This is a genomic window from Pseudomonas sp. EA_35y_Pfl2_R111 (assembly GCF_963970955.1).
Classification (GTDB): Bacteria; Pseudomonadota; Gammaproteobacteria; order Pseudomonadales; family Pseudomonadaceae; genus Aquipseudomonas.
The window spans coordinates 1,333,048-1,357,470 of record NZ_CAXAOM010000001.1; the positions used below are offsets into that span (position 1 = coordinate 1,333,048).

A 24,423-nucleotide genomic window follows, 5' to 3' on the forward strand; every position below is an offset into this window, starting at 1 on the left:
AAAAAAACCGAGCTACTGGCTCGGTTTTTTATTGCCTGCGATTTAACCCGGCAAGCTGCGACCAACTGGGCGGGCACTAGACGCACCTGCCCTGAATCGCTTTAAACGCGAAACTGTCCCAGACTGGCCTTGAGCTTCTTCGCCAAGCCATCCAGCACCCGACCGCTGTTCGCCGTCGCCGCTACTGCCTCAGCCGCGCGCTGCGCCTCGACATGAATCACCTCGACACGCCCACGCACTGCGTCCGCACCCTCCGCCTGGTGCGCCGCGGCTTCGGTCGCGGTGTTGATTGCGCCGTGCACTTCTTCCACCGCCTCACGCACCAATTGCTGCACCCGCGCACTTTCGCGCAATGCCGCCAGACCTTGATCCGCCTGCTTGCCAGCCTGCCCAATCGCCTCAACCGCTTCGCGCGCACCCTGCTGCAACGCGCCGATATGGGTCTGGATATCACCGGTTGATTGCTGCGTCTTGCTGGCCAGCGCGCGCACCTCATCCGCGACCACGGCAAAGCCACGACCGCTTTCACCCGCACGCGCCGCCTCAATTGCCGCATTCAGGGCCAGCAGGTTGGTTTGTTCGGCGATTGAGCGAATCACCGTCAGCACCACTTCAATCTGCTCACTCTGCTTCGCCAACCGTTCGATGACTGCTGCACCGGTTTCCACACGCCGCACCAACTCCTCGATCGAGCCACCCACGCGCAGCGCAATCGCGGCATTGTCATCCGCCGCCTGGCGAATCGCGCCGACGCGCTGCAATGCCTCGCGCATGGCGTGACTTTCCGCCTGCGCCTCACCGGCCATTTCCGCCAGCGCCTGCAGACTGCCCGCCACCTCATCGCGCTGACGCTCGGCAGCCGACTCGGCCGCCGCACTGCGCGCGGCCAGACTGCCGATTTCCTGCCCGGTGAGCGATGCTACCTCACCCGCCTCGCGCACAATCGGCTGCAACTTGGCAACAAAGCGATTGACCGCTGCCGCCATATCACCAATTTCATCACGACTATTGAGCTCGACCCGGCGCGTCAGATCCCCCTCACCCGCCGCCCAGTCATTCAGTACCGCAATCAAGGTATGCAGCTTGCTGACCACTCGCCGCCCCAGCACCAGCGCCAACACCAGCAGAATCACCACCGCGACCACCACAAGACCCATGCTGATGTTCCAGCGCAAACCGGCTGCGGCTTGCTGCACCACCTCGCGACTGCTCTGCTCCATGCCGCCGGCTGCCTCACGCGCCACGCTCAACCGCGCCGCCAAGGCGTCCGCACTGCTGGTGGCCGCACCACTCAAACTGTCGGAAACCAACTGCCCACTGCTGTCGATCAGGCTGACGAAACGCTGATCCAGCTTCGCCAGCTCCTCATCCACCGACGCCGTGGAAACCCCCAAAAGAACCTTGCCGATATCCGAACCCATCGGGCTGATCGTCGCCTCGGCGATATACACACCCGGATCACTGGCGGCGGCCTGCAGCACTTTATCCAATGCGCCACCACCCTCACCCTTGGCCATCAGCGTACGGACGCGGGAATCCTGTCGATTGAGGTGACGCGTCAAGCGCGCGCCTTGGGCATCGATATACACAGCAAACAACACTGCCGGATTGCGGTGAGCGCCACGCACCAACTCCGTCAGCGCGGGTACGTCAGCGTCCCAGATTGCCTTGGGCGCAACAGCGGATAGCAGCTGCGCCAACTCATCGGCGGAACGCTTGAGGTTGCTGTCCAGCACGCCGCGAATCTGCGCCTGCTCCTCGGCCAGCCGAGCGGAAAGGCCTTTGGCTAACTGCGCCTGAGTACTGGCGGAAAGGCTGTCCAGGCCGCCACGCACCTCATCTCCGGCCTTGGTCAGCTCTCCAACCAGACGCGCCGTATCGGCCTGCATGCCTTTGGCCAAATCCGCCTCAAGCGTCGCCACTGTGGTTCGCGTCAATGCCACTGCCACAACCACCTGCACCAACAGGGCCACGCCCAACGCCAGAAACACCGGCAACAGCAGGCGACTGCGCAACACAGAAATAATGGCTAACACGGCAGACACTCCTGACAACAGTAATGCTATAGCGGCGGGGAAACCGATTTATGAAGGCTAGCTCGGATATTTTTACGTGGACCATAAACGACAAAGGGCCGCCAAATTGGCGACCCTCTGTGCACTGCCTGTGACTATCAGGCAAACGGATGGCGCAACACAATAGTCTCGTTGCGGTCCGGGCCAGTGGAAACGATATCAATCGGCGCACCGACCAACTCTTCCACGCGATTGATGTAAGTACGCGCCGCCGCAGGCAGCTCTTCCAGGGTTTTCGCGCCCAAGGTCGACTCACCCCAACCTGGCAGCTCCTCGTAAACCGGCTGCAGGCCCAGGTAGCTGTCGGCATCAGTCGGCGCATCAACCAACACGTCGCCGTTCTGGTCTTTATAGCCAACGCAGATACGGATGGTCTCCAGGCCGTCGAGTACGTCGAGCTTGGTCAGACACAGACCGGAGATGCTGTTGATCTCGATGGCGCGACGCAGGATCACGGCATCAAACCAACCGCAACGACGCGCGCGACCGGTGGTGGAGCCGAATTCGTGCCCACGCTTGGCGAGGAACGCACCTGTTTCGTCGAACAGCTCAGTCGGGAACGGACCCGAGCCAACGCGGGTGGTGTAGGCCTTGGTGATACCGAGGATGTAATCCAGGTACATCGGACCAAAACCGGAACCGGTGGCGATGCCGCCCGCGGTGGTGTTGGAGCTGGTGACGTAGGGGTAGGTGCCGTGGTCGATATCCAACAGCGAGCCCTGAGCGCCTTCAAACATGATGTCCTTGCCCTCACGACGCATGTCGTGCAGCACGGCGGTCACATCGGTCATCATAGGCTTGAGCAGCTCGGCGTATTCCATGCACTCATCGAGCGTTTTCTGGAAGTCGATGGCCGGCTCTTTGTAGTAATTGACCAGTACGAAGTTGTGGTAATCCAGCAGCTCACCGAGCTTGGCGGCGAAGCGCTCACGGTGGAACAGGTCGCCAATGCGCAGGCCGCGTCGCGCCACCTTGTCTTCGTAGGCCGGGCCAATACCACGACCGGTGGTGCCGATCTTGGCATCACCACGGGCTTTCTCACGAGCCTGATCGAGGGCTACGTGGTACGGCAGGATCAGCGGGCAGGACGGGCTGATACGCAGGCGCTCGCGCACCGGCACACCCTTCTCTTCCAGCTTGATGATTTCACGCATCAGCGCATCGGGCGCAACCACCACGCCATTGCCGATCAGGCACTGCACGTTTTCGCGCAGGATGCCGGAGGGGATCAGGTGCAGAACGGTTTTCTCGCCATCGATCACCAGGGTGTGGCCAGCATTGTGACCGCCCTGATAGCGCACGACGGCTGCAGCCTGTTCGGTCAGCAGGTCGACGATCTTGCCCTTGCCCTCATCGCCCCACTGGGTGCCCAGGACTACGACATTCTTACCCATAACACTAACCCTCTTCGCAAACTTGATGCCGGCCATAGCCGACGGAAACTTTTCGCACGACCGCTTAGGCTGTCAGCGCAGCCAACTGCCAGCGGCCATCACGCAACAGCAACTGACGATCACAGCCTGCAGCCTCGGCGTCAGCCGCGACCTGCCCAGGCAATGCCTGAACCACGCGCTGACCGTCCTGGCGCAAGCGCACAATCGCCTGCCACAAAAACACATCATGGTTATCCGGCGCCCATATTCCGGCCGGCTCTTCACCCAACTGCATCTGCCCCAGGCTTACCAGGGTTTTCAGGTCGGTGGAGAAGCCAGTTGCAGGCCGCGCACGGCCAAAGTCGGCGCCGATGTCGTCATAGCGCCCGCCCTGGGCGATGGCATAACCCACGCCCGGGACGAAGGCCGCGAACACCACACCTGTGTGGTAGTGATAGCCGCGCAGCTCGCCCAGATCGAAGTACAGCGGTAATTCCGGGTAGCGCAAGCTCAGCGCATCGGCAATCGCCATCAAGTCATCCAGCGCCGCATGCACATCGTCCGGCGCATCCACCAGACAAGCCTGAGCCAGGTCCAGCACCTCACGACCACCGCACAGCTCGCTAAGCGCGCGCAGCATCTTGCGCAAGTCATCCGGCAGGGTTTCGGTCAGTTCAACGACCTCATCCATCGCCTTGCGCTGCAGCGCATCGAACAGCTGCTGCTCGACCTCGCCAGAAAGCTCGGCGGCGCGCGCCAGGCCGCGATAGATACCAACATGGCCAAGGTCCATGTGCACATCCGGCACCGCCGCCAGCTCAAGGGTGTTGACCAGCAGACTGATCACTTCCACATCGCTGGCCGGGCTAGCGTCGCCATACAGCTCGGCGCCCAACTGGATCGGGCTGCGCGAGGTGGTCAACGCGCGCGGCTGGGCATGCACCACGCTACCGGCGTAGCACAGACGGCTCGGCCCTTCGCGGCGCAGGGTATGCGCATCGATGCGCGCCACCTGCGGCGTGATGTCGGCACGAAAGCCCATCTGCCGGCCGGACAGCGGATCGGTCACCTTGAAGGTGCGCAAATCTAGGTCCTGGCCCGCGCCAGTCAGCAGCGATTCCAGGTACTCGATATGCGGAGTGACCACAAATTCATAGCCCCAACGCTGGAACAGATCCAGCACCTGGCGGCGCGCCACTTCAATACGCCCTGCGTACGGTGGCAGTACTTCTTCGATGCCATCTGGCAGCAGCCAGCGGTCTACCGTTGCCATTTCGCCATTCCCCTCTTGAACCGGGCGGCACAAGCCTTCAGTGAAGCCAATAAAGGACGGTTGTTCCCAGCAGCATGCTGGCCAACCCCAGCAGACGCAGCTGCCTGTCAGACAACTGCATCAGTTGTAAAAGCGTGTCACGCCAATGGCGCGGACACAGGAAGGGCAGGATGCCTTCCATCACCAGCACGAGACACAACGCGATGCCTAATTCCTGCCACATGCTTCCCGCAGACGCAAAAAAGCCGGGATTTTCCCGGCTGCCGCATGATACCACGTTTTCCACAAGGATCACCCCGACTGCTGCCCGCCGGGGTGATGACTTAAGGCTTGGACTTCTCTAGATAACGGAAGAAGTCGCTCTTCGGATCCAGCACCAGCACGTCACGCTTATCCGCGAAACTTTCGCGGTAAGCCCTCAAGCTGCGATAGAACGAATAGAACTCCTGGTCCATGCCGTAGGCCTTGGAATAGATCGCAGCAGCCTGGGCATCACCCTCACCACGCAGCTCTTCCGCCTGACGGTAGGCATCGGCGAGCAACACGCGACGCTGACGGTCGGCGTCGGCGCGAATACCTTCGGCCAGCTCTCGACCCTTGGCGCGGTGCTCACGAGCCTCACGCTCACGCTCGGAACTCATGCGGTCAAACACACTGCGGTTAACTTCCTTCGGCAGGTCGATGGCCTTGACGCGTACATCAACCACCTCAATACCCAGCTCACGCTGCGCGGCGCGGTTCAGCGATGCAGTTACATCAGCCATCAGCGCATCACGCTCACCGGATACCGACTCATGCAGGGTGCGCTTACCGAACTGGTCACGCAGCGATGCTTCTAGACGACGCGCCAAGCGCTCGTCGGCTATCTGCTTCATACCGGAAGTTGCGGTGTAGAAACGTTCAGCATCCAGCACTCGCCACTTGGCGAAGGCATCAACCATCAATGCCTTCTTTTCCAGGGTCAAGAAGCGCGAGCTGGTGGAATCCAAGGTCAACAGACGTGCATCGAACTTGCGCACCTGGTTGACGTACGGAATCTTCACATGCAGGCCCGGCTGCACATCCGGCTGGACGATACGACCGAACTGCAACAGCACCGCGCGCTCAGTTTGCGCAACGATGTAAAAGCTGTTCCAGGCGACCAGCGCCAGAACCACGCCAACAATAAGGGCGATCAGCGATTTATTGCTCATCAACGGCTCTCCCTTGTACGCAGCTCAACCTGACGCGGATCGGTAGTGACCCGCGAACCAGTATCCGCGCTGTTCGCAGCGCCGGATATCGAGCTAGGTGAAGACGTGCTGCGACCATCGATCATCTTATCCAGCGGCAGATAAAGCAGGTTGTTCTGCCCCTTGTCACCGGTCACCAGCACCTTGCTGGTATTGGTCATCAGCTCTTGCATGGTGTCCAGATACAGACGCTCGCGAGTCACCTCTGGCGCCTTGCGGTACTCAGTCACCAATGCAGTAAAGCGATCCGCCTCACCCTGTGCGCGGGAAACCACCTCATCACGGTAACCGTTGGCATCCTCAATCAGACGCTGCGCCTGACCACGGGCTTCCGGCACCACGCCATTGGCGTAGGTTTCCGCCTGATTCTTCTCACGCTGCTCATCTTCACGGGCGCGAATCACGTCATCGAAGGCTTCCTGCACTTCGCGCGGTGCGGCTGCACTCTGCAGGTTGACCTGGGTCACGGCGATCCCGGTGCGGTAGTTGTCGAGGAAACGCTGCAAACGGTCCTTGACCTCGCTGGCCATCAGCTCACGACCTTCGGTCAGCACCTGGTCCATCTCGGTGGAGCCAACCACATGGCGCACAGCGCTGTCAGTCGCATGCTGCAGGCTGACTTCCGGCTGATCGACGTTAAGCACGAAATCCTGCAAGTTGCTGATTTTGTACTGCACGGTCAACGGCACTTCGATGATGTTCTCGTCCTCGGTCAACATCTGCCCCTGCTTACTGTAAGCACGCTCACGGGTGACATTTTCCTGGAACTTGCGGTCAATCGGCGGGAAATAGATATTCAGGCCCGGACCGACTGTTTCGTAATACTTGCCGAAGCGCAGCACCACGGCCTGCTCCTGCTCATCAACGACATAGATCGCGCTGTACAGCCAGACCGCAGCGAGCAGCCCCAGACCCACGAACAGCAAGCCGAAGCCGCCGCCATTGCCCGAGCCCGTCTCACCGCCTCGTTTCTTGCCGCCACCGAACAGCCCATTAAGGCTCTCCTGCAGCTTGCGGAAGGCCTCATCGATATCCGGCGGCCCCTTGCGATCACCGTTCTTACGGCCACCCCATGGGTCCTGATTATTCGAGTTGCCACCCGGCTCATTCCAAGCCATAGCGCTCTCCATCTGATAAAGCAAAGACGCGCCCACGGCGCGTCCGCCAATGCTACAGAATGCATGCAACCAGCGGCAAAGCCACTGACGCAGGCTTTATTGCAAAGTGTGTTGCTCGATAAATTCCTGCGGCTTCAGCCCTTCACGGCTGACCAGCCGATTCAGCTCAATGCGCGGCAAACGCACAGCCAACAAACTGCTACCGTCCTCGGCATGCGACTCGCTCTGCACTGCGCCCAAGGCGAAGAACTGCGCACGCAAACGCCCCAGGCGCTGCGGCAACTGCAATGTAGCGACAAACAGGTCATCGCCCAACAGCTCGGCGATAGCCTGACGCAGCAACGGCAAGCCCCGCCCGTCGCGCGCCGACAGCCAGACCCGCTGCGGCTTGCCATCTGCATCGCGCTGAATCTGCGGCTCCACACCTTCGAGCAGGTCGAGCTTGTTATACACCTCAAGCATCGGCAGCTCATGGGCACCGATTTCGCCCAACACCGCCAACACCTGCTCGATCTGCTGATCGCGCTCGGGCTCGTGGGCGTCGATCACATGCAACAACAGGTCAGAGTTGCTTGATTCCTCAAGCGTGGCGCGAAAGGCCTCAACCAGCTTGTGCGGCAAATGCCGGATAAAGCCCACCGTATCGGCCAGCACGATCGGCCCCAGATCGTCCAATTCCAGACGACGCAAAGTGGGATCGAGGGTGGCGAATAGCTGATCAGCCGCGTAAACATCCGAGGTGGTCAGGGAGTTGAACAGGGTCGACTTGCCGGCATTGGTGTAGCCCACCAGCGATACCGAAGGAATATCCGCCCGCTGACGGCCGCGCCTAGCCTGCTCACGCTGGCTGCGCACCTTCTCGAGCTTTTGTTTGATCTGGCGAATCCGCACGCGCAACAGGCGGCGGTCGGTTTCCAGCTGGGTTTCACCCGGGCCGCGCAGACCGATACCCCCTTTCTGCCGCTCAAGGTGGGTCCAGCCGCGCACCAGCCGCGTGCTCATATGGTCGAGCTGGGCCAGCTCCACCTGCAACTTACCTTCATGGGTACGCGCGCGCTGAGCAAAAATGTCGAGTATCAGACCGGTACGGTCCAATACTCGACACTCGAAAGCCCGCTCAAGGTTGCGTTCCTGGCTCGGCGTAAGCACGTGATTGAAGATAACCAGATCAGCCTCGGCGGCCTTGACCTGATCACGCAACTCTTCAACTTTACCGCTGCCGATCAGGTACTTGGCCGTCAGTCGATTACTCGGAACACTGAGGAACGCGATGGTTTCAGCACCAGCCGAGATGGCCAGTTCCTGAAACTCCTGCGGGTCCTCGCGCGCCTCGGAATTTTGGCCGTCCAGATGTACCAGAATGGCCCGCTCTCCACCTTCATGGCGCTCGAAGAACAATGCAGCCTCCTAAATCAGGCGTTACCAGGCTCAGCTTCAGCTTGCTCGGTTTCGCTGGCGCTCGGCAGACGCACCGGACGGCTAGGCACCACAGTGGAAATGGCGTGTTTATAGACCATCTGGCTGACAGTGTTTTTCAGCAAAATCACGAACTGGTCGAAAGATTCGATCTGGCCTTGCAGCTTGATGCCGTTAACCAAATAAATAGAAACCGGGACGCGTTCCTTACGCAAGGTATTCAGGTAAGGGTCTTGTAGCGAATGCCCTTTTGACATGTGCCGCACTCCTTTAAGGATCAATTTTCAATAATTTTAGTAACCCAACGAACGGCTTAAAGCCGTCATACCCCCAAGGATAGACGGCCAACGGCAAGGTCTCAGGTCAATATGGAGACCGCTGCCAGGTATTTCAAGGCACGCGGCAGATTGTCGCAGTCGGCGCTATCGAGCCAGTGCACATCCTGCTGCCAACCACGTAACCAGGTGAACTGTCGCTTGGCCAGCTGGCGCGTGGCGATAACGCCGCGCTCCTGCATCTGTTCGGCATCGAGATTGCCGTCCAGATAATCCCAAACTTGGCGATAACCCACCGCCCGTATAGATGGTAGGCCAACGTGCAAGTCACTTCGCTGGCGCAGGAGTTCGACCTCAGCAACCAGCCCCTGTTCCAGCATCAGGCGAAATCGCAGGGCAATTCGCTCATGCAACAGCTGCCGTTGTGCCGGGGCAATGGCCAATTGCGCCACAGTATAGGGGAATTGCCGCGCCACCGATGCGCCACCGGCAGTATTTTCTGTCGCCTGGCGCTGACGATGAACGGTCATGCTTTGCCCGCTCAGGCGATAGACCTCAAGGGCGCGAATCAAGCGCTGCGGGTCATTGGGGTGGATACGCGCAGCCGATTCTGGGTCGACCGCATGCAGTTCGGCATGCAGCACCTCCCAACCTTCGGTCTGGGCACGCGCCTCCAACTCGGCGCGCAACGCCGCGTCAGCACTGGGCATTTCGGCCAGGCCTTCGAGCAACGCCTTGAAATACAACATGGTGCCGCCCACCAGCAGCGGAATACGTCCGCGCGCGGTGATATCGGCCATGGCGGCCAGGGCATCACGACGAAACTCGGCCGCCGAGTAGCTCTCCGCGGGGTCACGGATATCGATCAGACGGTGAGGGAACTCAGCCAGCGTGGCCTTATCCGGCTTGGCCGTGCCGATGTCCATGTCGCGATAGATCAACGCCGAATCGACGCTGATCAGCTCGCACGGCAGCACCCGTGCCAACTCGATAGCCAGATCGGTCTTGCCGGCCGCAGTTGGCCCCATAAGGAAAATCGCCGGAGGCAGGCGCTCGGACATGCTTAAAAATCTCTAGGTGGCGCGGCGCTTAGCGGCCGCGCAGGAACAGCTTGTCCAGGTCATCCATGCCCATCTGCGTCCAGGTCGGGCGCCCATGGTTGCACTGGCCGCTGCGCTCGGTGTGCTCCATATCGCGTAGCAAGGCGTTCATTTCTGGCAGGGTCAAGCGTCGGTTGGCGCGCACAGCACCGTGGCAAGCCATGGTGCCGAGCAGCTCGTTGAGGTGAGCCTGGATGCGATCGGTGGTGCCGTATTCGAGCAGATCACCCAACACATCCTGAACCAGACGCGTCGCCTCAGCCTGTTTGAGCAAGGCGGGAATCTGCCGAATTGCCAGGGTTTCCGGACCCAAGCGTTGCAATTCAAAACCCAAACGCTGGAACCACTCGGCATGTTCCTCCGCGCAGTCAGCTTCACGCTGGCTTACGGCAATCGACTCCGGCACCAGAAGCGGCTGGCCGCGCAGGCCCTCACTGGCCATGGCAACTTTGAGCCGCTCGTAGGTGATGCGCTCATGGGCGGCGTGCATATCCACCACCACCAGGCCCTGGACGTTCTCGGCAAGGATATAGATGCCCTTGAGCTGGGCGATCGCATAGCCCAGAGGCGGAATATCACCCTGCGCATCCGGCAAGCCAGCGGGAGCCGGCGCAGTAGCCATCGGCGAGAAAAACTCACGATAGGCGCCCTGGGCTTCCGCTGCAGGCAAGGCCGTTTCTGGCCGAGCTCCCTGATAGCCAGCACCCGGCGAACGCCACACCGAGCTGCTGGGCGCCAGCTGCAGCAGGCTGGCGGCCAAGCCAATTTCACCCTGTGGGCCAAACTCACCCGCCGCCTGGCCGGTAGGACGCAGCATTTCGTTGACCGTCGCTGGCGCCGCCAGCTGATCCTCCGGGCGCACCTCGCCTAATGCGCGATGCAAAGTGCCGTAGAGGAAGTCATGCACCATACGCCCGTCACGGAAACGTACCTCGTGCTTGGTCGGGTGCACGTTGACGTCGACCACCGAGGGATCGATTTCCAGAAACAGCACAAAGGTCGGATGGCGTCCGTTGAACAGCACGTCGCGGTAGGCCTGGCGCACTGCGTGGGCGACCAGCTTGTCGCGCACCATGCGGCCATTCACATAGAAGTACTGCAGGTCCGCCTGGCTACGGGAAAAAGTCGGCAAGCCAACCCAGCCCCACAGGTGCAGGCCGTTGCGCTCGATATCGATAGGCAGCGCCTGCTCAAGAAACGCCGGACCACAAACCGAAGCCACCCGCCGCGCGCGGCTCTGTTCATCTGGAGCCTCATGCAGACCGAGAACGGTCTTGCCGTTGTGGCGCAGATGGAAGGCCACATCGAAGCGCGCCAGGGCCAGGCGCTTGATTACTTCCTGTAGATGATCAAATTCGGTTTTTTCAGTCTTGAGAAACTTGCGCCGTGCCGGGGTGTTGAAGAACAGGTCACGTACTTCCACCGAAGTGCCGACCGGATGTGCCGCAGGCTGTACCCGCGGCTGCATATCCCGGCCTTCGGTTTCCACCTGCCAGGCCTGTTCGGCGCCTTCAGTGCGCGAAGTCAGAGTCAGGCGTGCCACCGAGCTGATCGACGCCAACGCCTCACCGCGAAAGCCCAGGCTCATCACCTGTTCAAGGTCTTCCAGTTCGCGGATCTTGCTGGTGGCGTGGCGGGCCAGCGCCAGGGGCAGGTCATCCGGAGAAATGCCGCTGCCGTTGTCGCGCACTTTAAGCAGCTTGACGCCGCCCAGCTCGACATCCACTTCGATACGCTTGGCACCGGAATCGAGGCTGTTTTCCAACAGTTCCTTGATTACCGAGGCGGGACGCTCGACCACCTCACCAGCAGCAATCTGGTTCGCCAGCCGCGGGCTGAGCAGCTGGATACGCGCAGCTTCACTCATGGTTGCCCAGCCAGAGCAGTCGCGGGGACCTGCAGACGCTGACCGACCTTGATTACATCACTTTTCAGCGAGTTGCTACTGCGCAGCACGGCCAGGCTGACCTGATAACGCTGCGCAATCAGCGCCAAACTTTCGCCGGAGCTGACTACATGCTCGCGCGGGCCGAGGGTAATCTTGCCGTTGTCACGCAGCCAGGCCACGTGAGTGCCTGGCGGCGGGTTTTCATGGAAGAACTGCCGCACGCCCGTAACGATCGAGCGGGCCAGCGTTTGCTGATGGCTAGAGCTGGAAAGCTTGCGAGCTTCGTTGGGATTGGAGATAAATCCGGTTTCCACCAAGATCGATGGAATATCGGGTGATTTCAGCACCATAAAGCCGGCCTGTTCCACTCGCCGTTTATGCAACGGAGTGACGCGCCCCATATTGCCCAGCACCTTGTTGCCGACGTTCAGGCTGGATGAGAGCGAGGCGGTCATCGACAGGTCGAGCAATACCCCGGCGAGCATCTTGTCCTTGTCGTCCAGGCTGACGTTGCCGGCGCCGCCGATCAGGTCCGACTGGTTTTCCGCATCAGCCAACCAGCGTGCGGTTTCCGAAGTGGCGCCGCGATCCGACAGGGCATACACCGAGGCACCAAATGCCGCAGCCCGTGGTGCAGCATCGGCGTGGATGGAGACAAACAGGTCAGCGCCCTTCTTGCGAGCGATCTCGGTGCGCTTGCGCAGCGGGATAAAGTAGTCGCCGGTACGCACCAGCTCGGCGCGGAAGCCCTTCTCGGCATTGATCTGCCGCTGCAGCTCCTTGGAAATCGCCAGGGTCACGTGCTTCTCATACTGGCCTTTGACCGGAGACAGCGCGCCGGGGTCTTCGCCGCCGTGGCCCGCATCGATGGCAATCACGATATCGCGCTTGCCGTTGGGTATCGGCGTCAGCTTCGGCGGGGCCTGGGTTGGTGTCACCGGCACCTGCGGCGCAGTGGCCACGGTGGTGGTTGGCAGGCTGGGTGTTGCGCCGCTTTCCTGGTCAAACAGATCAACCACCAATCGATGGCCGTACTGCTGATTGGGGGCCAGGGTAAAGCTTTTTGGCGTGACCGCTGCTGACAGGTCAATCACCACGCGCAGGTCATCGGGGGTGCGCTGCGCCGAGCGCACGCCGGTGATCGGAGTGTTACTCAGGGTCAGTTGATTAAAGCTGGTGGCTAACTTGGCACCGCTGACATCAATGACGATGCGGTTGGGCGAGGACAGCAGAAACACGCTGTGCTGCACCGGGCCAGACAGATCAAACACCAGACGGGTGTTATCTGGAGCACGCCACAGCCGCACACTGCGCACATCCGAAGCGGCCATTACATCGGCGGCCAAGCCCACCAATGCCACTCCTATTGCGATGAAACGCGCGCTTATGCGCATAGCCAACCCCATAATTGATTCATGCCCCGACGGCCAAAGCGGCGCACCAGGTGGTGCCGCGTTCGCCTTGCGCCTGCAAACGCAGCGCCCGGCCAGCCCCTTGCGGGCTAATGGTAATGTCCAGGTCAGCCTTTGGCAAAACGCCTGCACCGCGCTGCGGCCACTCGACCAGGCACAACGCATCGCCGTCGAAGTAATCGCGAATCCCCAGGTACTCCAGTTCCTCTGCATCTACCAGGCGGTAGAGGTCGAAGTGAAAGGCACGTAACGCGCCAATCTCGTAGGGTTCCACCAGGGTAAAGGTCGGGCTTTTCACCGCCCCGATATGCCCCAGGCCGCGAATAATGCCGCGAGACAAGGTGGTTTTGCCGGCACCGAGGTCGCCATGCAGATAGATCACGCCAACGCCGCCGGTCGACTCGGCGATGCGTGCGCCCAGCGCCAGCATCGCCTCTTCATCGGCGGCAAACAGTTCTAATTCAGACACGCAGACTGCTCCTGCAACAATTCACGAATAACCGCACACAAATCGCTGGCCGCCAGGCCGCGGCCCTGCAGCGCCAGCCGCTCGCCCGCGCAGGCATGCAGATAGACCGCCAACTGAGCCGCCGAAAGCGCAGGCAGCCCCTGGGCCAGCAGCGCGCCGATCAAACCGGCCAATACATCGCCCAAGCCGGCACCGGCCATAACCGGATGGCCACGATCACACAACCATAAACCACCGTCTGGCGCAGCAATCAGGCTGCCGGCGCCTTTCAGCACGCAAACCGCCTGGTAGCGCTGGGCCAGGGCACGTGCTGCCGCCGGACGATCGGCCTGCACCTCGGCCGTGCTGATACCCAACAAACGCGCGGCTTCGCCAGGATGAGGCGTAAGCACGCTATCTTTCGGTAACTGGACCTGTCCTTGCGCCAGCAAATTCAGCGCATCGGCATCCCAGACTTGCGCTGCGCTGCTGACCGCTGCCGCCGATAACAGACTGCGGCTCCAGGCGCCCTGCCCCAAGCCCGGACCGACCACCCAAACGCTGGCATCAGCACCCAGCGCCAGCAGTTGATTGGCCGAGGCCACACCAGAGGCCATGACCTCGGGCAGACGCGCCTGCGCCGGCGGCAGATGCTCACTGCGGGTCGCCAGACTGACCAGCCCGGCACCACTGCGCAGCGCGCTTTGTGCGGCCAGCAAACCAGCCCCGGCAAAACCACGATCCCCGCCGACCACCAGCACATGACCCAACTGGCCCTTGTGCACGTTGCGCGAGCGTACCGGCAACTGCGGCAAGCTGGCCTGCGCCAGACGCTGCGCGCTAAAGGCCTGAGCCGCGACCAGGGCCGCGTCGGCCTGCAGATCATCAAACTGCAACTCGCCTAGATAATCTGCCGACTGCCCAGTAAACAGGCCCAGCTTCAGGCCGATCAGAGTGACCGTCAGTTGCGCACGCACGGCAATACCCAGCACCTGACCGCTATCGGCGCAGAGCCCGGACGGAATATCCACGGCCAGCACCGGCAGATCACTGGCATTCAACAGGCGGATAGCCTGGGCATACGGCTCGCGCACTGCGCCCTGTAAGCCCGTACCGAGCAGAGCATCAAGCACCACGCCCTGCAGCTCGGCGCATTCGCTCCAGGGCTGCATCGACACACCAGCAGCAATCGCATGGTCACGCGCCAACGCGGCATCGCCCTGCAATAGCGCCGCATCGCCGACCGCCAGCACCTGCACCCGCCAACCCGCACGCAGCGCCAGGGCCGCCACCAGATAGCCGTCACCAGCGTTATTACCGCGCCCAGCCAACACCGTCAGCACACCCGCATCCGGCCAGCGACGGCGCAGGGCACGCCAGATGGCATGCGCGGCGCGACTCATCAGCTCGAAACCCGGCGTGCCGGCAGCGATCAATCGCGCATCCAGCTCGCGCACTTGTGCGGCGCTGTATAGCGGAAGAGGAAGATTGTCAGGCGAATGCAGCATGCGTCGGCTCCGATGTCTGGCAGAATTATACGCACCTGCGCCCCGGTTACCCGCCCTGATATGAACACTGACACCCTTGACCTTATCGCCCTCGCCCAGTCGATCAAAGACTGGGGCCGCGAGCTGGGCTTTCAGCAGGTCGGGATTGCCGACGTGCAACTGGGCGAGCACGAGGCGCACCTGCAGCGTTGGCTGGACGCTGGTTACCAGGGCGAGATGGACTATATGGCCGCCCACGGCAGCAAACGCTCCCACCCGGATGAACTGGTGCCCGGCACCCTGCGCGTGGTGTCGCTGCGCATGGACTACCTGCCCGGCGACACACAGATGGCTCAGCGCCTCGCCCAGCCAGAGAAGGCCTACGTGTCGCGCTACGCCCTGGGCCGCGATTATCACAAGCTGATCCGCAAACGCCTGCAACAACTGGCCGAACGCATCCAGCAGCAGATCGGCCCGTTCGGCTTTCGCGCCTTTGTCGACAGCGCGCCAGTGCTGGAGAAGGCCATCGCCGAACAAGCCGGGCTTGGCTGGATCGGCAAGAACACCCTGGTACTCAACCGCAAGGCCGGTAGCTACTTCTTCCTCGGCGAGCTGTTCGTCGACCTGCCGCTGCCGGTGGACCCGCCCCACACCAGCGAACATTGCGGGCGTTGCACGGCCTGCATGGATATCTGCCCCACCGCCGCCTTTGTTGGCCCCTATGTGCTGGATGCGCGGCGCTGCATTTCCTACCTGACCATCGAGCTCAAGGGTTCTATACCAGAGGAACTGCGCGCACCTATCGGCAACCGGGTATTCGGCTGTGACGACTGCCAGATGGTCTGCCCGTGGAACCGCTTTGCCAAACCCACAGAGCAGAACGACTTCCAGCCGCGCCACAGCCTGGACAATGCCGAGCTGGCCGAACTGTTCTGTTGGAGCGAAGACGAATTTCTCAGCCGCACCGAGGGCTCGCCACTACGCCGCGCCGGCTACGAGCGCTGGCTGCGCAACCTGGCCGTCGGCCTGGGTAACGCGCCATCAAGCATCCCGGTACTGGAAGCACTCAAAGCGCGCCGCGAGCACCCATCGGAGCTGGTACGCGAGCATGTCGAATGGGCCCTGGCCCGCCACGGCCTGTAGCCGAATACATCTGAACGCACATAAAAAAGCCCGCAGTAGCGGGCTTTTTTATGCGTCACACTTTGAGGAAGTGCTGGCGGTAGTGCTTCAGCTCGGCGATGGACTCGCGGATATCGTCGAGCGCCTGGTGCGTACCCTGCTTCTGGAACGATTCCTTGACCTGCGGCGCCCAGAGGCCAGCAAGAATTTTCAGGGTCGAAACATCCAGATAACGGTAGTGGAAATAGGCTTCCAGGTTCTGCATGTACTTATAGAGGAAGCGCCGGTCCTGGCCGATGCTGTTACCGCAGATCGGCGACTTGCCCTTTGGCACCCACTGTTCGAGAAAGGCGATGGTCATGGCTTCCGCTTCAGCCGGGCCAATCTTGCTCTCCCGCACGCGCTGGGTCAGCCCGCTCTGGCCGTGGGTACGGGTGTTCCACTCATCCATGCCGGCAAGCAGCTCATCACTCTGGTGCACGGCAATCACCGGCCCCTCGGCGAGGATATTCAGGTCGCTGTCGGTGACGATGGTAGCCATCTCGATGATGACGTCCCTCTCGGGCTCCAGACCGGTCATTTCCAGGTCGATCCAGATCAGGTTCTGCGGGTTCTGCATGCGGGGCTCCTCAACTAAGGCCGACAGTTTAACAGGCCACCGAAAAACTACTGCGTTCGACTGTACCGCATTGAATTCAAGCCGCACCGCGCATGCGCCACAACAGCAGACGGGACTTGCGCCAGTCATGCAGCTCGATCTGCTGATCCGCCGGCTGCCCCGTCACCTCAAAGGTGTTGCTAATCAACAGACTGCCCGCCGGCATCTGCGCACAGGCCTTGGCCCACAATTCCGGCATCGGTGCAGGCGAAAGAAAGCAATACACCACATCAAACGCCGACAGATCGCTGCGCCAGAGGTTTTCATAACGGATCTGGCAATTGCTCTGGAGCAAGGCGCGCAACCAGGCGATGGCAAAGGACAGCGGTGCGGTCTCCACCCCGACAAACTGCGCCTGCGGATAGTGGCGAGCCAAACTCAGCAACGTGCCGGCCGGACCACAACCCAGATCGATAAAGCGAAACGTTGCGGGATACTGGTCAAGCACCGACCGCAGATGCTGACGCGTACCGGCAGCAGTCAGGTACAGCGGCACGCGCTCGCCAAAGCTGTTCCAGTTAAGCAGCAACAGCAGAACAAATCCGCCAAGAAATACCCAGGACGGCAGCGGCGCACCATTGGCCAGCAACAGCGCAGGAACAAACAGCAGGTTCAATCCGCACCACCAGCGCGACAGCCCCAGGTAGTGCGCCAGCGTGGCAGCCAGTAACCCTTGCAACAGGCCGACAGCCATTAAGGTCGGACGCCAGGGTGACAGCTGAGCGATCAGGTACAGCGCCAATCCGACCAGCAGGGTCGCGCCCAGCTGAGCAGACAAGGCCAGTAGCGCCGGATATTGGCGGGCAACGCGCAGCATGCAAACTCCTCAACCGTCCGACCGATGATGCGCCGCAGTTTAGCCGCGCCAGCGGCTCAATAGGCAGCCCGTGCTAGACTCGCGGCCGTTTATTGCGCAATTCAACTCTCGGAAGACCCATGGCCAAACGCCAACTCAATCGCCGGCAAAACTGGCGTATCGAAAAAATCCAGGGCGAGCGTGCCGCCCGCGCTGCCAAGCGCGAATCGCAGGCTGTACAGATCCTTGAAGGCGGCGACCTAGGCCCGGAACAGACCGGCCTGGTGATCGCTCATTTCGGTGTACAGATCGAAGTTGAAGCACTGGAGGGCGAACTGGCCGGCCAGGTATTCCGCTGCCACCTGCGTGCGAACCTGCCGACCATGGTCACCGGAGACCAGGTGGTGTGGCGCGCCGGCAACCAGGGCATTGGCGTAATCGTTGCCCAATTGCCGCGCAGCACCGAACTTTGCCGTCCGGACACCCGCGGCCAGCTCAAGCCGGTAGCCGCCAACGTCGACCTGATCGTGATCGTTTTCGCGCCACTGCCCGAGCCCCATGCCAACCTGATCGACCGCTACCTGGTGGCAGCCGAGCACGCTGGCATTCACCCACTGCTGCTGCTAAACAAAACCGACCTGTTGGATGAGCAGAACGCCGTGGCGCTCAATCGCATGCTCGGCGTTTACCGCGAACTGGGTTATCCGCTGCTGGAAGTGTCTGCCCATGGCGGCGACGGCATGCAACAGCTGCAGCAGCAACTCGACGGCCATGTCAGTGTGTTCGTCGGTCAGTCCGGGGTGGGCAAATCGTCACTGGTCAACAGCCTGCTGCCGGAAGTCGATACTCGCGTCGGGCCGCTCTCCGAGCTGACTGGTAAGGGCACCCACACCACGACCACCGCGCGGCTGTTCCACTTTCCAGGCGGCGGCGAGCTGATCGACTCCCCGGGGATTCGCGAATTCGGCCTGGTGCATGTCAGCCGTGATGACGTCGAAGCCGGTTTTATCGAGTTTCACGACCTAATCGGCCAATGCCGCTTCCGCGACTGCAAGCACGACCGTGAACCTGGCTGCGCCTTGCTCAAAGCGTTGGAAGATGGCCGCCTGCACCCGCAGCGCATGGCCAGTTACCGGCATATTCTGGCCAGCCTGCCAGAAGCCGAGTACTGAAAAAATCGCCGGGGGCGAGCTATAACGTCGCGCCGCGACGGCGCGCAGGGTGCGCCGCCTGGGATAACAGGCCATCAACAAAAAAGGCCGCGACATGTCGCGGCCTTTCATTCACAGCCAGCGTTTATTCGGCGGGCTGATCGAACTGCAACACGCCTTCCTCGAAGATATTCAAGCGCTCACGTAACTGCCCACCGGGCAACGGATCACCGGGCACGACAGGTGGTGTGATGGCAGGCGCATCCGAAGGGCTTCCCGCCTCAGCAGGTGAATCAGTCGAATCACTTTGCGAACCCTCAATGGCCCGCTGGGCTTTCTTGGTCAGCACCACGATATCGATACGTCGGTTGACCGGATTAAGTGGCTTCTCCCGATCAAACAAGGCCGAGGAGGCATAACCCACCACCCGCGCTACCTGCTCGTCGTCATAGCCGCCCGCAATCAACACACGCCGCGCGGCATTGGCGCGGTCAGAAGACAGCTCCCAGTTCCCGTAACCGCCGCGCCCGACAAAGGGCGCGGCATCGGTATGACCACTGACGCTGATCTTGTTCGGCACTGCGGCGATGGTGTCGGTCATGGCCAGCAAAATGTCTTCGAAATAGGGCTGCAAGCGCGCACTACCGGAAGCGAACATCGGCCGATTCTCAGCATCCATGATCTGGATACGCAGACCGTCCTGGGTGATTTCGAAAAGGATCTGATCCTTGAAGTTCTGCAGCTGAGGGTTTTCCTCAACCTTGTTCTGCAATTCCTGCAGCAACAACTCCAACCGCTCGCGCTCGACTTCTTCGGCTATCGACTCGGCCTGCAGTTTGTCCACGTCAGCCTGGGCATCCTCGGCCGGGCTCTGCTCTTCCTGCGGTTCCGGGTTCAGGGTGCGATCAGGGGCCGGCGTCGGCGTGCCGCCCAGATCAATCACATAAGGACTGGCACTTTCCGAGAACCCCACAGGGTCCTGAAAGTAGCCAGAAATCAGCTTCTTCTGCTCGGGCGTAGCCACAGACATCAGCCACATCACCAGAAAGAACGCCATCATCGCCGTGGCAAAGTCGGCGAAGGCGATTTTCCAGGCCCCCCCGTGGTGGCCACCGGCAACCTTCTTGACCCGTTTGACGATAATCGGCTGGTTGTTTTCCATGCTATGCCTTAGCCCCCACGCATGGCCTGTTCAAGCTCAGTAAAGCTCGGACGATGCGCAGGCAATAACACCTTGCGGGAAAACTCCACGGCCAGCGATGGCGGCATGCCCGAGGCCGAAGCCACCAGACCGGCCTTGATCGCCTCATAGACGTTCAGCTCTTCCTTAGCATCGTGCTCCAACGCACCCGAGAGCGGGCCGAAGAAGCCGTAGGAAGCCAAAATCCCGAGGAAGGTACCCACCAACGCGGTACCAACCTTCTGGCCGATCTCCGCGTTATCCGCCTCGGCGAGGATCGACATGGTGATCACGATGCCCAGCACCGCCGCTACGATCCCCATGGCCGGCATACCGTCGGCCACCTTGGCTACAGCATGCGCCGGGTGTTCGAGCTCTTCCTTGAGGCTGGCGATTTCCATGTCGAACAGGCCTTCCAGCTCGTGCGGGGCCATGTTGCCGGAGGACATGATGCGCAGGTAATCGCAGATGAAAGAGGTCATCTGCTGATCTTTGAGGATGCCGGGGTACTTGCTGAAAATCGGGCTGGCGGCCGGGTCTTCGACGTCGGCTTCGATGGCCATCATGCCTTCACGGCGGCTCTTGTTGAGAATCTCGTACAGCAGTTTGAGCACATCGAGGTAGTAAGCATGGGTGAAGCGCGAGCTAAACATGCTCAGCGACTTTTTGAACACATGCATAAAAGCGCTACCTGGGTTGGCCTGTAGGAAAGCACCCAGCGCCGCACCACCGATGATCATCACCTCAAAGGGATGCACCAACGCCATAAACTGGCCACCGGAAAGGATAAAGCCGCCCAATACGCTGGCGAATACAACAATGATGCCGATGATTTTTGCCATAGAAAGAGACTTGCCAGAGAGGGTAGAAAGGGGCTTTGCAAAACAACCCTTCTATTTATCGGAAGTTTTGCGCGAGACTATAGCCAGTTAAGGTCAAAAGCCAGCTTGTCTCAACCCGCATGCCAAAGCCCGTCCACTATCCGCGCACCCTGACCGACTGGCTCAAGCAGCTGGACAGCCAGCTATTGCCCGCATCTACCGATAGCCAGCAGAAACTCCGACGCGCCCTGGCGGACAGTAATCGCTCAATGCGTGAACTGGCGGATTTGATGCAGGACTGCCCGGCACTGGCGCTCAGCGTATTGCGCGAGGCCAATCGCAAAAGTAGCGGACTCAGCGAGCAAACCGAAAGCCTCGAAGCCGCCATCAGCCGCCTCGGCATCAAGCGCACCGAAGACCTGCTAAATGCCCTGCCCTCCCTTCCGCAACAGGAGCTGCCCAAAGCACTGCGGCAAATCCAGCTGATCAGCCAGCATGCCAGCCACCAGGCCAACGGCCTGTTTGCCGGCCGCCTGGCGCGGCTGTGGCAGGAGGTTCACTGGGGCAGCCTGCTGTTTCTCGCACCGATCTGGACCTTGCTGGCCGCCCATCCTGAGCTGTTCGAGGTCTGGGAGCAGCGTGTACTGGTCAAGGGCGAAGCGGCGAGCACAGTGGAGCAGGAGCTGCTCGGCGTACCGCTGCTGAAGCTGTGCCTGGCCCTGAGCGAGCAGTGGCATTTACCGGAATGGGTCACGCAGGGCTATCGGCTGCTGGTCAGCGATCGCCGCCTGCTGGTCAAGGCGCTGCATATCGCCCGCGACAACGAACACCCGCTGCACCAGCAACAAATTCTCGACGCCGATAGCAACCTGCGCCGCTGGCTGACTCAACCGGCCAACAGCATTCTGCTGGCCAATGGCCTGGCGCTCTCCGCGCACTACGCCTGGAACAGCCCGCACAGCCTGCGCTGGCAGCGCCTGACTGGTTTATTCCTGCAACTGCCGCTCGATAACCTGCAGCAGTTGCTGCATCAGAACGCCGTGAGTAGCGCCCGCCAAGCATCCGGCACTGACCTCTGGCACCCGGCCGAAGCGCTGCTCTGGCCATGGCAGGCGCGACACCTGCAAGCCACAGCAGAGCAGCCCAAGCCTGCGGTCGTTAGCGAATGGCGCCAGCAATGCGCGCAACTGCTCGCCCAACCCAGCGCCTTTACCAATGTGTTGCAGCTCACCGCCTGCGCCAATCAGGCATTGCAGGCCTGCGGCATGCAACGTGTACTGATCCTGCTCGCTGATCGTAACCACACACGTCTGATCGCCCAGCAGCAGAGCGGCCTGGACAAAGCCGCCGCCAGCCTCAGCCTTGATCCGCAACAAAGCCAGGTGCTGCGCCGCCTGCTCAGCGCTCCTGCACAGCTAAAATTGAGCCCGGCCAACATCGCGCAGTTTTCCGCCATGCTGCCCGGTTCGCTGAAAAGCCTGTTCCCCAGCGAACATCTGCTGATTCGCTCGATAGCCAGCAACAACCGCGTGGTTATGCTGATCTTCGCCGACCAGGGCGGCCGTCCGCTGAGCGATGCCAGCGTGCAAGGCTTCGGCAAAACCGTGCAATGCATTGAGCGCGCTCTGGCCAGCTTTGCCAACCGCGGGCGCTAGGCTTTCCGCTACAATCCGTCCCTTTCCCGCCAAAAGAGGCCCGGCATGACCGCCTTCGCTGAGTTGCCCCTGCTGATCGAACCCGCGCAACTGGCCAGCCGCCTGGATGCGCCCGAGCTGATCCTGGTCGACCTGACCAGCAGCGCCCGCTACGCCACCGGGCATATCCCCGGCGCCCGCTTTGTCGACCCCAAACGCACCCAACTGGGCCAGCCGCCAGCACCTGGCTTGCTGCCTGAGCAGGCGCAGCTTGAGCAATTGTTCGGCGAGCTGGGCCACAACCCCGACGCCGTCTATGTGGTGTATGACGATGAAGGCGGCGGATGGGCTGGGCGCTTTATCTGGCTGCTGGATGTGATCGGCCACCAGCGTTACCACTACCTGGATGGCGGCCTACAAGCCTGGCTGGCAGAAGAGCGCGAGCTCAGCACCACAGTGCCGATTGCCGGCACACAGGCTGTTGCACTGCAGCTGGATGCAACGCCAACCGCTACCCGTGAATACCTGCAAAGCCGCCTTGGCGCCGCCGACCTGGCCATCTGGGATGCGCGTGCGCCAAGCGAATACAGCGGTGAAAAGGCCCTGGCACAAAAAGCTGGGCATATCCCCGGCGCCATCAATTTCGAATGGACTGCAGGCATGGACCCAGCCCGTGCGCTGCGTATTCGTCAGGACATCCAGGCGCAACTCAATAGCCTCGGCATCACGGCCGACAAAGAAATCATCACCCACTGCCAGACCCACCACCGCTCCGGCTTTACCTACCTAGTCGCCAAGCTCCTCGGCTATCCACGGGTAAAAGCCTACGCCGGCTCCTGGGGCGAGTGGGGCAACCATCCGGACACCCCGGTCGAGCGCTAAGTACCCGCAGACCGCCAGCCACTTTAAGGAACGCCAATGAAAGATCGCCTGTTTATCCTCAGCCAGTACCTGCTGCCGCACCACCTGCTCTCTCGCCTGATCGGCTGCGCAGCCGAATGCCGCGCGGGCTGGTTCAAGAACCGCCTGATCACCTGGTTTGCCAAGCAGTACCAAGTCAACATGAGCGAAGCCCAGGTCGAAGACCTGAGCGCCTTTGCCCACTTCAATGATTTCTTTACCCGCGCCCTGAAAGACGGCGCTCGTCCGCTCGATAGCACCCCTGGCGCAGTGCTCAGCCCGGCTGACGGCGCGGTCAGCCAGCTTGGCAAAATCGAACAAGGCCGGGTCTTTCAGGCCAAAGGCCACAGCTTCAGCGTGATCGAGCTACTGGGCGGCGACAGTGAGCGTGCTGCCGCCTTTATGGGCGGCGATTTCGCCACCATCTACCTTTCGCCCAAGGACTACCACCGCGTGCACATGCCGCTGGCCGGCACCCTAAAAGAAATGGTCTACGTGCCGGGTCGGCTGTTTTCGGTGAATCAGACCACGGCGGAAAATGTGCCCGAGCTATTTGCCCGTAACGAGCGCGTAGTGTGCCTGTTCGATACCGAACGCGGCCCAATGGCCGTGGTACTGGTCGGTGCAATGATTGTGGCATCGATTGAAACCGTCTGGGCGGGCCTGGTCACGCCGCCAAAACGCACACTGAAAACATTCAGTTACGACGACGCTGCGCGCGCACCGATCATGCTGGAAAAAGGCGCGGAACTCGGGCGCTTCAAGCTGGGCTCCACGGCCATCGTGCTGTTTGGTCCAGAACAGGTGCAGTGGGCCGAAGAACTGACCGCCAACAGCCCAGTCAGGATGGGCCAGCGTCTCGCCGCAGCACGCGGCTAAATCGCCCAAGCCGGGGCTGTCAGCGTGCGCGGACAGTGCCGGGACGACAGATCAGAGTGAACCTCTGCCTACGAAAACCAGTCACAACAATGACTTCCAGATGATTTGTGTGTCGCGCAAGCTTGGCAACCCAGCCAAGGACATGGCTGCGGGAGGCGCGAGATGCTGCTAGAGTCGAAACATAA

The 24,423-nt window shown here is 61.3% G+C and carries 22 protein-coding genes and 1 pseudogene; 5 read left to right on the plus strand and 18 right to left on the minus strand.

Translation table 11 applies throughout. The features are described 5' to 3' along the window. Positions 1-101 precede the first annotated feature (101 nt). The 14 genes and pseudogenes from AACY25_RS20935 to AACY25_RS06500 form a co-directional block, all read right to left on the minus strand. Positions 102-986, minus strand: a complete 885-nt coding sequence (locus tag AACY25_RS20935; protein ID WP_445262128.1) for a methyl-accepting chemotaxis protein — start codon at positions 984-986, stop codon at positions 102-104. Beyond that, positions 960-1,889 (minus strand): annotated as a pseudogene (locus tag AACY25_RS20940) (HAMP domain-containing protein); the annotation flags it as partial. The pseudogene AACY25_RS20940 and the gene AACY25_RS20935, both read right to left, overlap by 27 nt. A 284-nt stretch (positions 1,890-2,173) precedes the next feature. Then, positions 2,174-3,469 (minus strand): adenylosuccinate synthase, encoded by a 1,296-nt coding sequence (locus AACY25_RS06445; RefSeq protein ID WP_339523218.1) that lies wholly within the window; start codon positions 3,467-3,469, stop codon positions 2,174-2,176. 64 nt (positions 3,470-3,533) lie between these two features. After that, complete coding sequence (locus tag AACY25_RS06450) at positions 3,534-4,721, minus strand: ATP phosphoribosyltransferase regulatory subunit (protein ID WP_339523219.1); 1,188 nt, start codon at positions 4,719-4,721, stop codon at positions 3,534-3,536. A 37-nt stretch (positions 4,722-4,758) separates the two neighbouring features. Beyond that, positions 4,759-4,944, minus strand: coding sequence for a DUF2065 domain-containing protein (locus tag AACY25_RS06455; protein WP_339523858.1), 186 nt, complete (start codon positions 4,942-4,944; stop codon positions 4,759-4,761). A gap of 100 nt (positions 4,945-5,044) precedes the next feature. After that, positions 5,045-5,914, minus strand: a complete 870-nt coding sequence (gene hflC / locus AACY25_RS06460; protein ID WP_339413363.1) for a protease modulator HflC — start codon at positions 5,912-5,914, stop codon at positions 5,045-5,047. Further along, positions 5,914-7,071, minus strand: coding sequence for an FtsH protease activity modulator HflK (gene hflK, locus AACY25_RS06465; RefSeq protein ID WP_339523220.1), 1,158 nt, complete (start codon positions 7,069-7,071; stop codon positions 5,914-5,916). The genes hflC and hflK overlap by 1 nt, the downstream gene beginning before the upstream one ends. A 96-nt stretch (positions 7,072-7,167) precedes the next feature. Next, positions 7,168-8,469, minus strand: coding sequence for a ribosome rescue GTPase HflX (gene hflX, locus AACY25_RS06470; RefSeq protein ID WP_339523221.1), 1,302 nt, complete (start codon positions 8,467-8,469; stop codon positions 7,168-7,170). A gap of 14 nt (positions 8,470-8,483) precedes the next feature. Then, positions 8,484-8,744, minus strand: a complete 261-nt coding sequence (gene hfq / locus AACY25_RS06475; RefSeq protein WP_090249679.1) for an RNA chaperone Hfq — start codon at positions 8,742-8,744, stop codon at positions 8,484-8,486. Between the two features lie 101 nt (positions 8,745-8,845). Continuing rightward, a complete protein-coding gene (miaA, locus tag AACY25_RS06480) occupies positions 8,846-9,823 on the minus strand; it encodes a tRNA (adenosine(37)-N6)-dimethylallyltransferase MiaA (protein ID WP_339523222.1) in 978 nt (325 codons plus the stop codon). 28 nt (positions 9,824-9,851) lie between these two features. Then, positions 9,852-11,729, minus strand: coding sequence for a DNA mismatch repair endonuclease MutL (mutL, locus tag AACY25_RS06485; protein WP_339523223.1), 1,878 nt, complete (start codon positions 11,727-11,729; stop codon positions 9,852-9,854). Further along, complete coding sequence (locus AACY25_RS06490; protein WP_339523225.1) at positions 11,726-13,144, minus strand: N-acetylmuramoyl-L-alanine amidase; 1,419 nt, start codon at positions 13,142-13,144, stop codon at positions 11,726-11,728. Before AACY25_RS06490 ends, mutL begins: the two co-directional genes overlap by 4 nt. 19 nt (positions 13,145-13,163) lie before the next feature. Next, positions 13,164-13,631, minus strand: coding sequence for a tRNA (adenosine(37)-N6)-threonylcarbamoyltransferase complex ATPase subunit type 1 TsaE (gene tsaE / locus AACY25_RS06495; RefSeq protein WP_339523227.1), 468 nt, complete (start codon positions 13,629-13,631; stop codon positions 13,164-13,166). Then, positions 13,619-15,118 carry an NAD(P)H-hydrate dehydratase gene (locus tag AACY25_RS06500; protein WP_339523229.1) on the minus strand — a complete coding sequence of 500 codons (1,500 nt, stop codon included), beginning with the start codon at positions 15,116-15,118 and terminating at the stop codon, positions 13,619-13,621. Before AACY25_RS06500 ends, tsaE begins: the two co-directional genes overlap by 13 nt. A gap of 60 nt (positions 15,119-15,178) precedes the next feature. On the opposite strand from AACY25_RS06500, the gene queG reads away from it, so the two are divergent. Continuing rightward, a complete protein-coding gene (gene queG, locus AACY25_RS06505) occupies positions 15,179-16,240 on the plus strand; it encodes a tRNA epoxyqueuosine(34) reductase QueG (RefSeq protein ID WP_339523230.1) in 1,062 nt (353 codons plus the stop codon). A gap of 55 nt (positions 16,241-16,295) precedes the next feature. Here the strand turns inward: queG and orn are convergent, their stop codons facing one another. Next, positions 16,296-16,838: an oligoribonuclease gene (gene orn, locus AACY25_RS06510; RefSeq protein WP_339523232.1), complete on the minus strand. Its 543-nt coding sequence runs from the start codon at positions 16,836-16,838 to the stop codon at positions 16,296-16,298. A gap of 76 nt (positions 16,839-16,914) precedes the next feature. Continuing rightward, positions 16,915-17,694, minus strand: coding sequence for a class I SAM-dependent methyltransferase (locus AACY25_RS06515; protein WP_339523234.1), 780 nt, complete (start codon positions 17,692-17,694; stop codon positions 16,915-16,917). A gap of 119 nt (positions 17,695-17,813) precedes the next feature. On the opposite strand from AACY25_RS06515, the gene rsgA reads away from it, so the two are divergent. Beyond that, positions 17,814-18,845, plus strand: coding sequence for a small ribosomal subunit biogenesis GTPase RsgA (gene rsgA, locus AACY25_RS06520; protein ID WP_339523235.1), 1,032 nt, complete (start codon positions 17,814-17,816; stop codon positions 18,843-18,845). Positions 18,846-18,969: 124 nt separating this feature from the next. On the opposite strand, the gene motB is transcribed toward rsgA, so the two are convergent. Beyond that, the gene (gene motB / locus AACY25_RS06525; RefSeq protein WP_339413340.1) at positions 18,970-19,986 is read right to left on the minus strand and encodes a flagellar motor protein MotB; all 1,017 of its coding nucleotides are present in this window, start codon (positions 19,984-19,986) and stop codon (positions 18,970-18,972) included. An 8-nt stretch (positions 19,987-19,994) separates the two neighbouring features. Beyond that, positions 19,995-20,846 (minus strand): flagellar motor stator protein MotA, encoded by an 852-nt coding sequence (gene motA, locus AACY25_RS06530; RefSeq protein ID WP_339413339.1) that lies wholly within the window; start codon positions 20,844-20,846, stop codon positions 19,995-19,997. 119 nt (positions 20,847-20,965) lie between these two features. On the opposite strand from motA, the gene AACY25_RS06535 reads away from it, so the two are divergent. From AACY25_RS06535 to asd, 3 genes are read left to right on the plus strand one after another with little or no spacing between them, the layout of a single operon-like run. After that, entirely contained in the window at positions 20,966-22,480 is a 1,515-nt protein-coding gene (locus AACY25_RS06535; protein WP_339523236.1) for an HDOD domain-containing protein, read from the plus strand. A 45-nt stretch (positions 22,481-22,525) separates the two neighbouring features. Then, positions 22,526-23,341 (plus strand): rhodanese-like domain-containing protein, encoded by an 816-nt coding sequence (locus AACY25_RS06540; protein ID WP_339523237.1) that lies wholly within the window; start codon positions 22,526-22,528, stop codon positions 23,339-23,341. 36 nt (positions 23,342-23,377) lie between these two features. Next, positions 23,378-24,238: an archaetidylserine decarboxylase gene (gene asd, locus AACY25_RS06545; protein ID WP_339523239.1), complete on the plus strand. Its 861-nt coding sequence runs from the start codon at positions 23,378-23,380 to the stop codon at positions 24,236-24,238. Positions 24,239-24,423 lie beyond the last annotated feature (185 nt).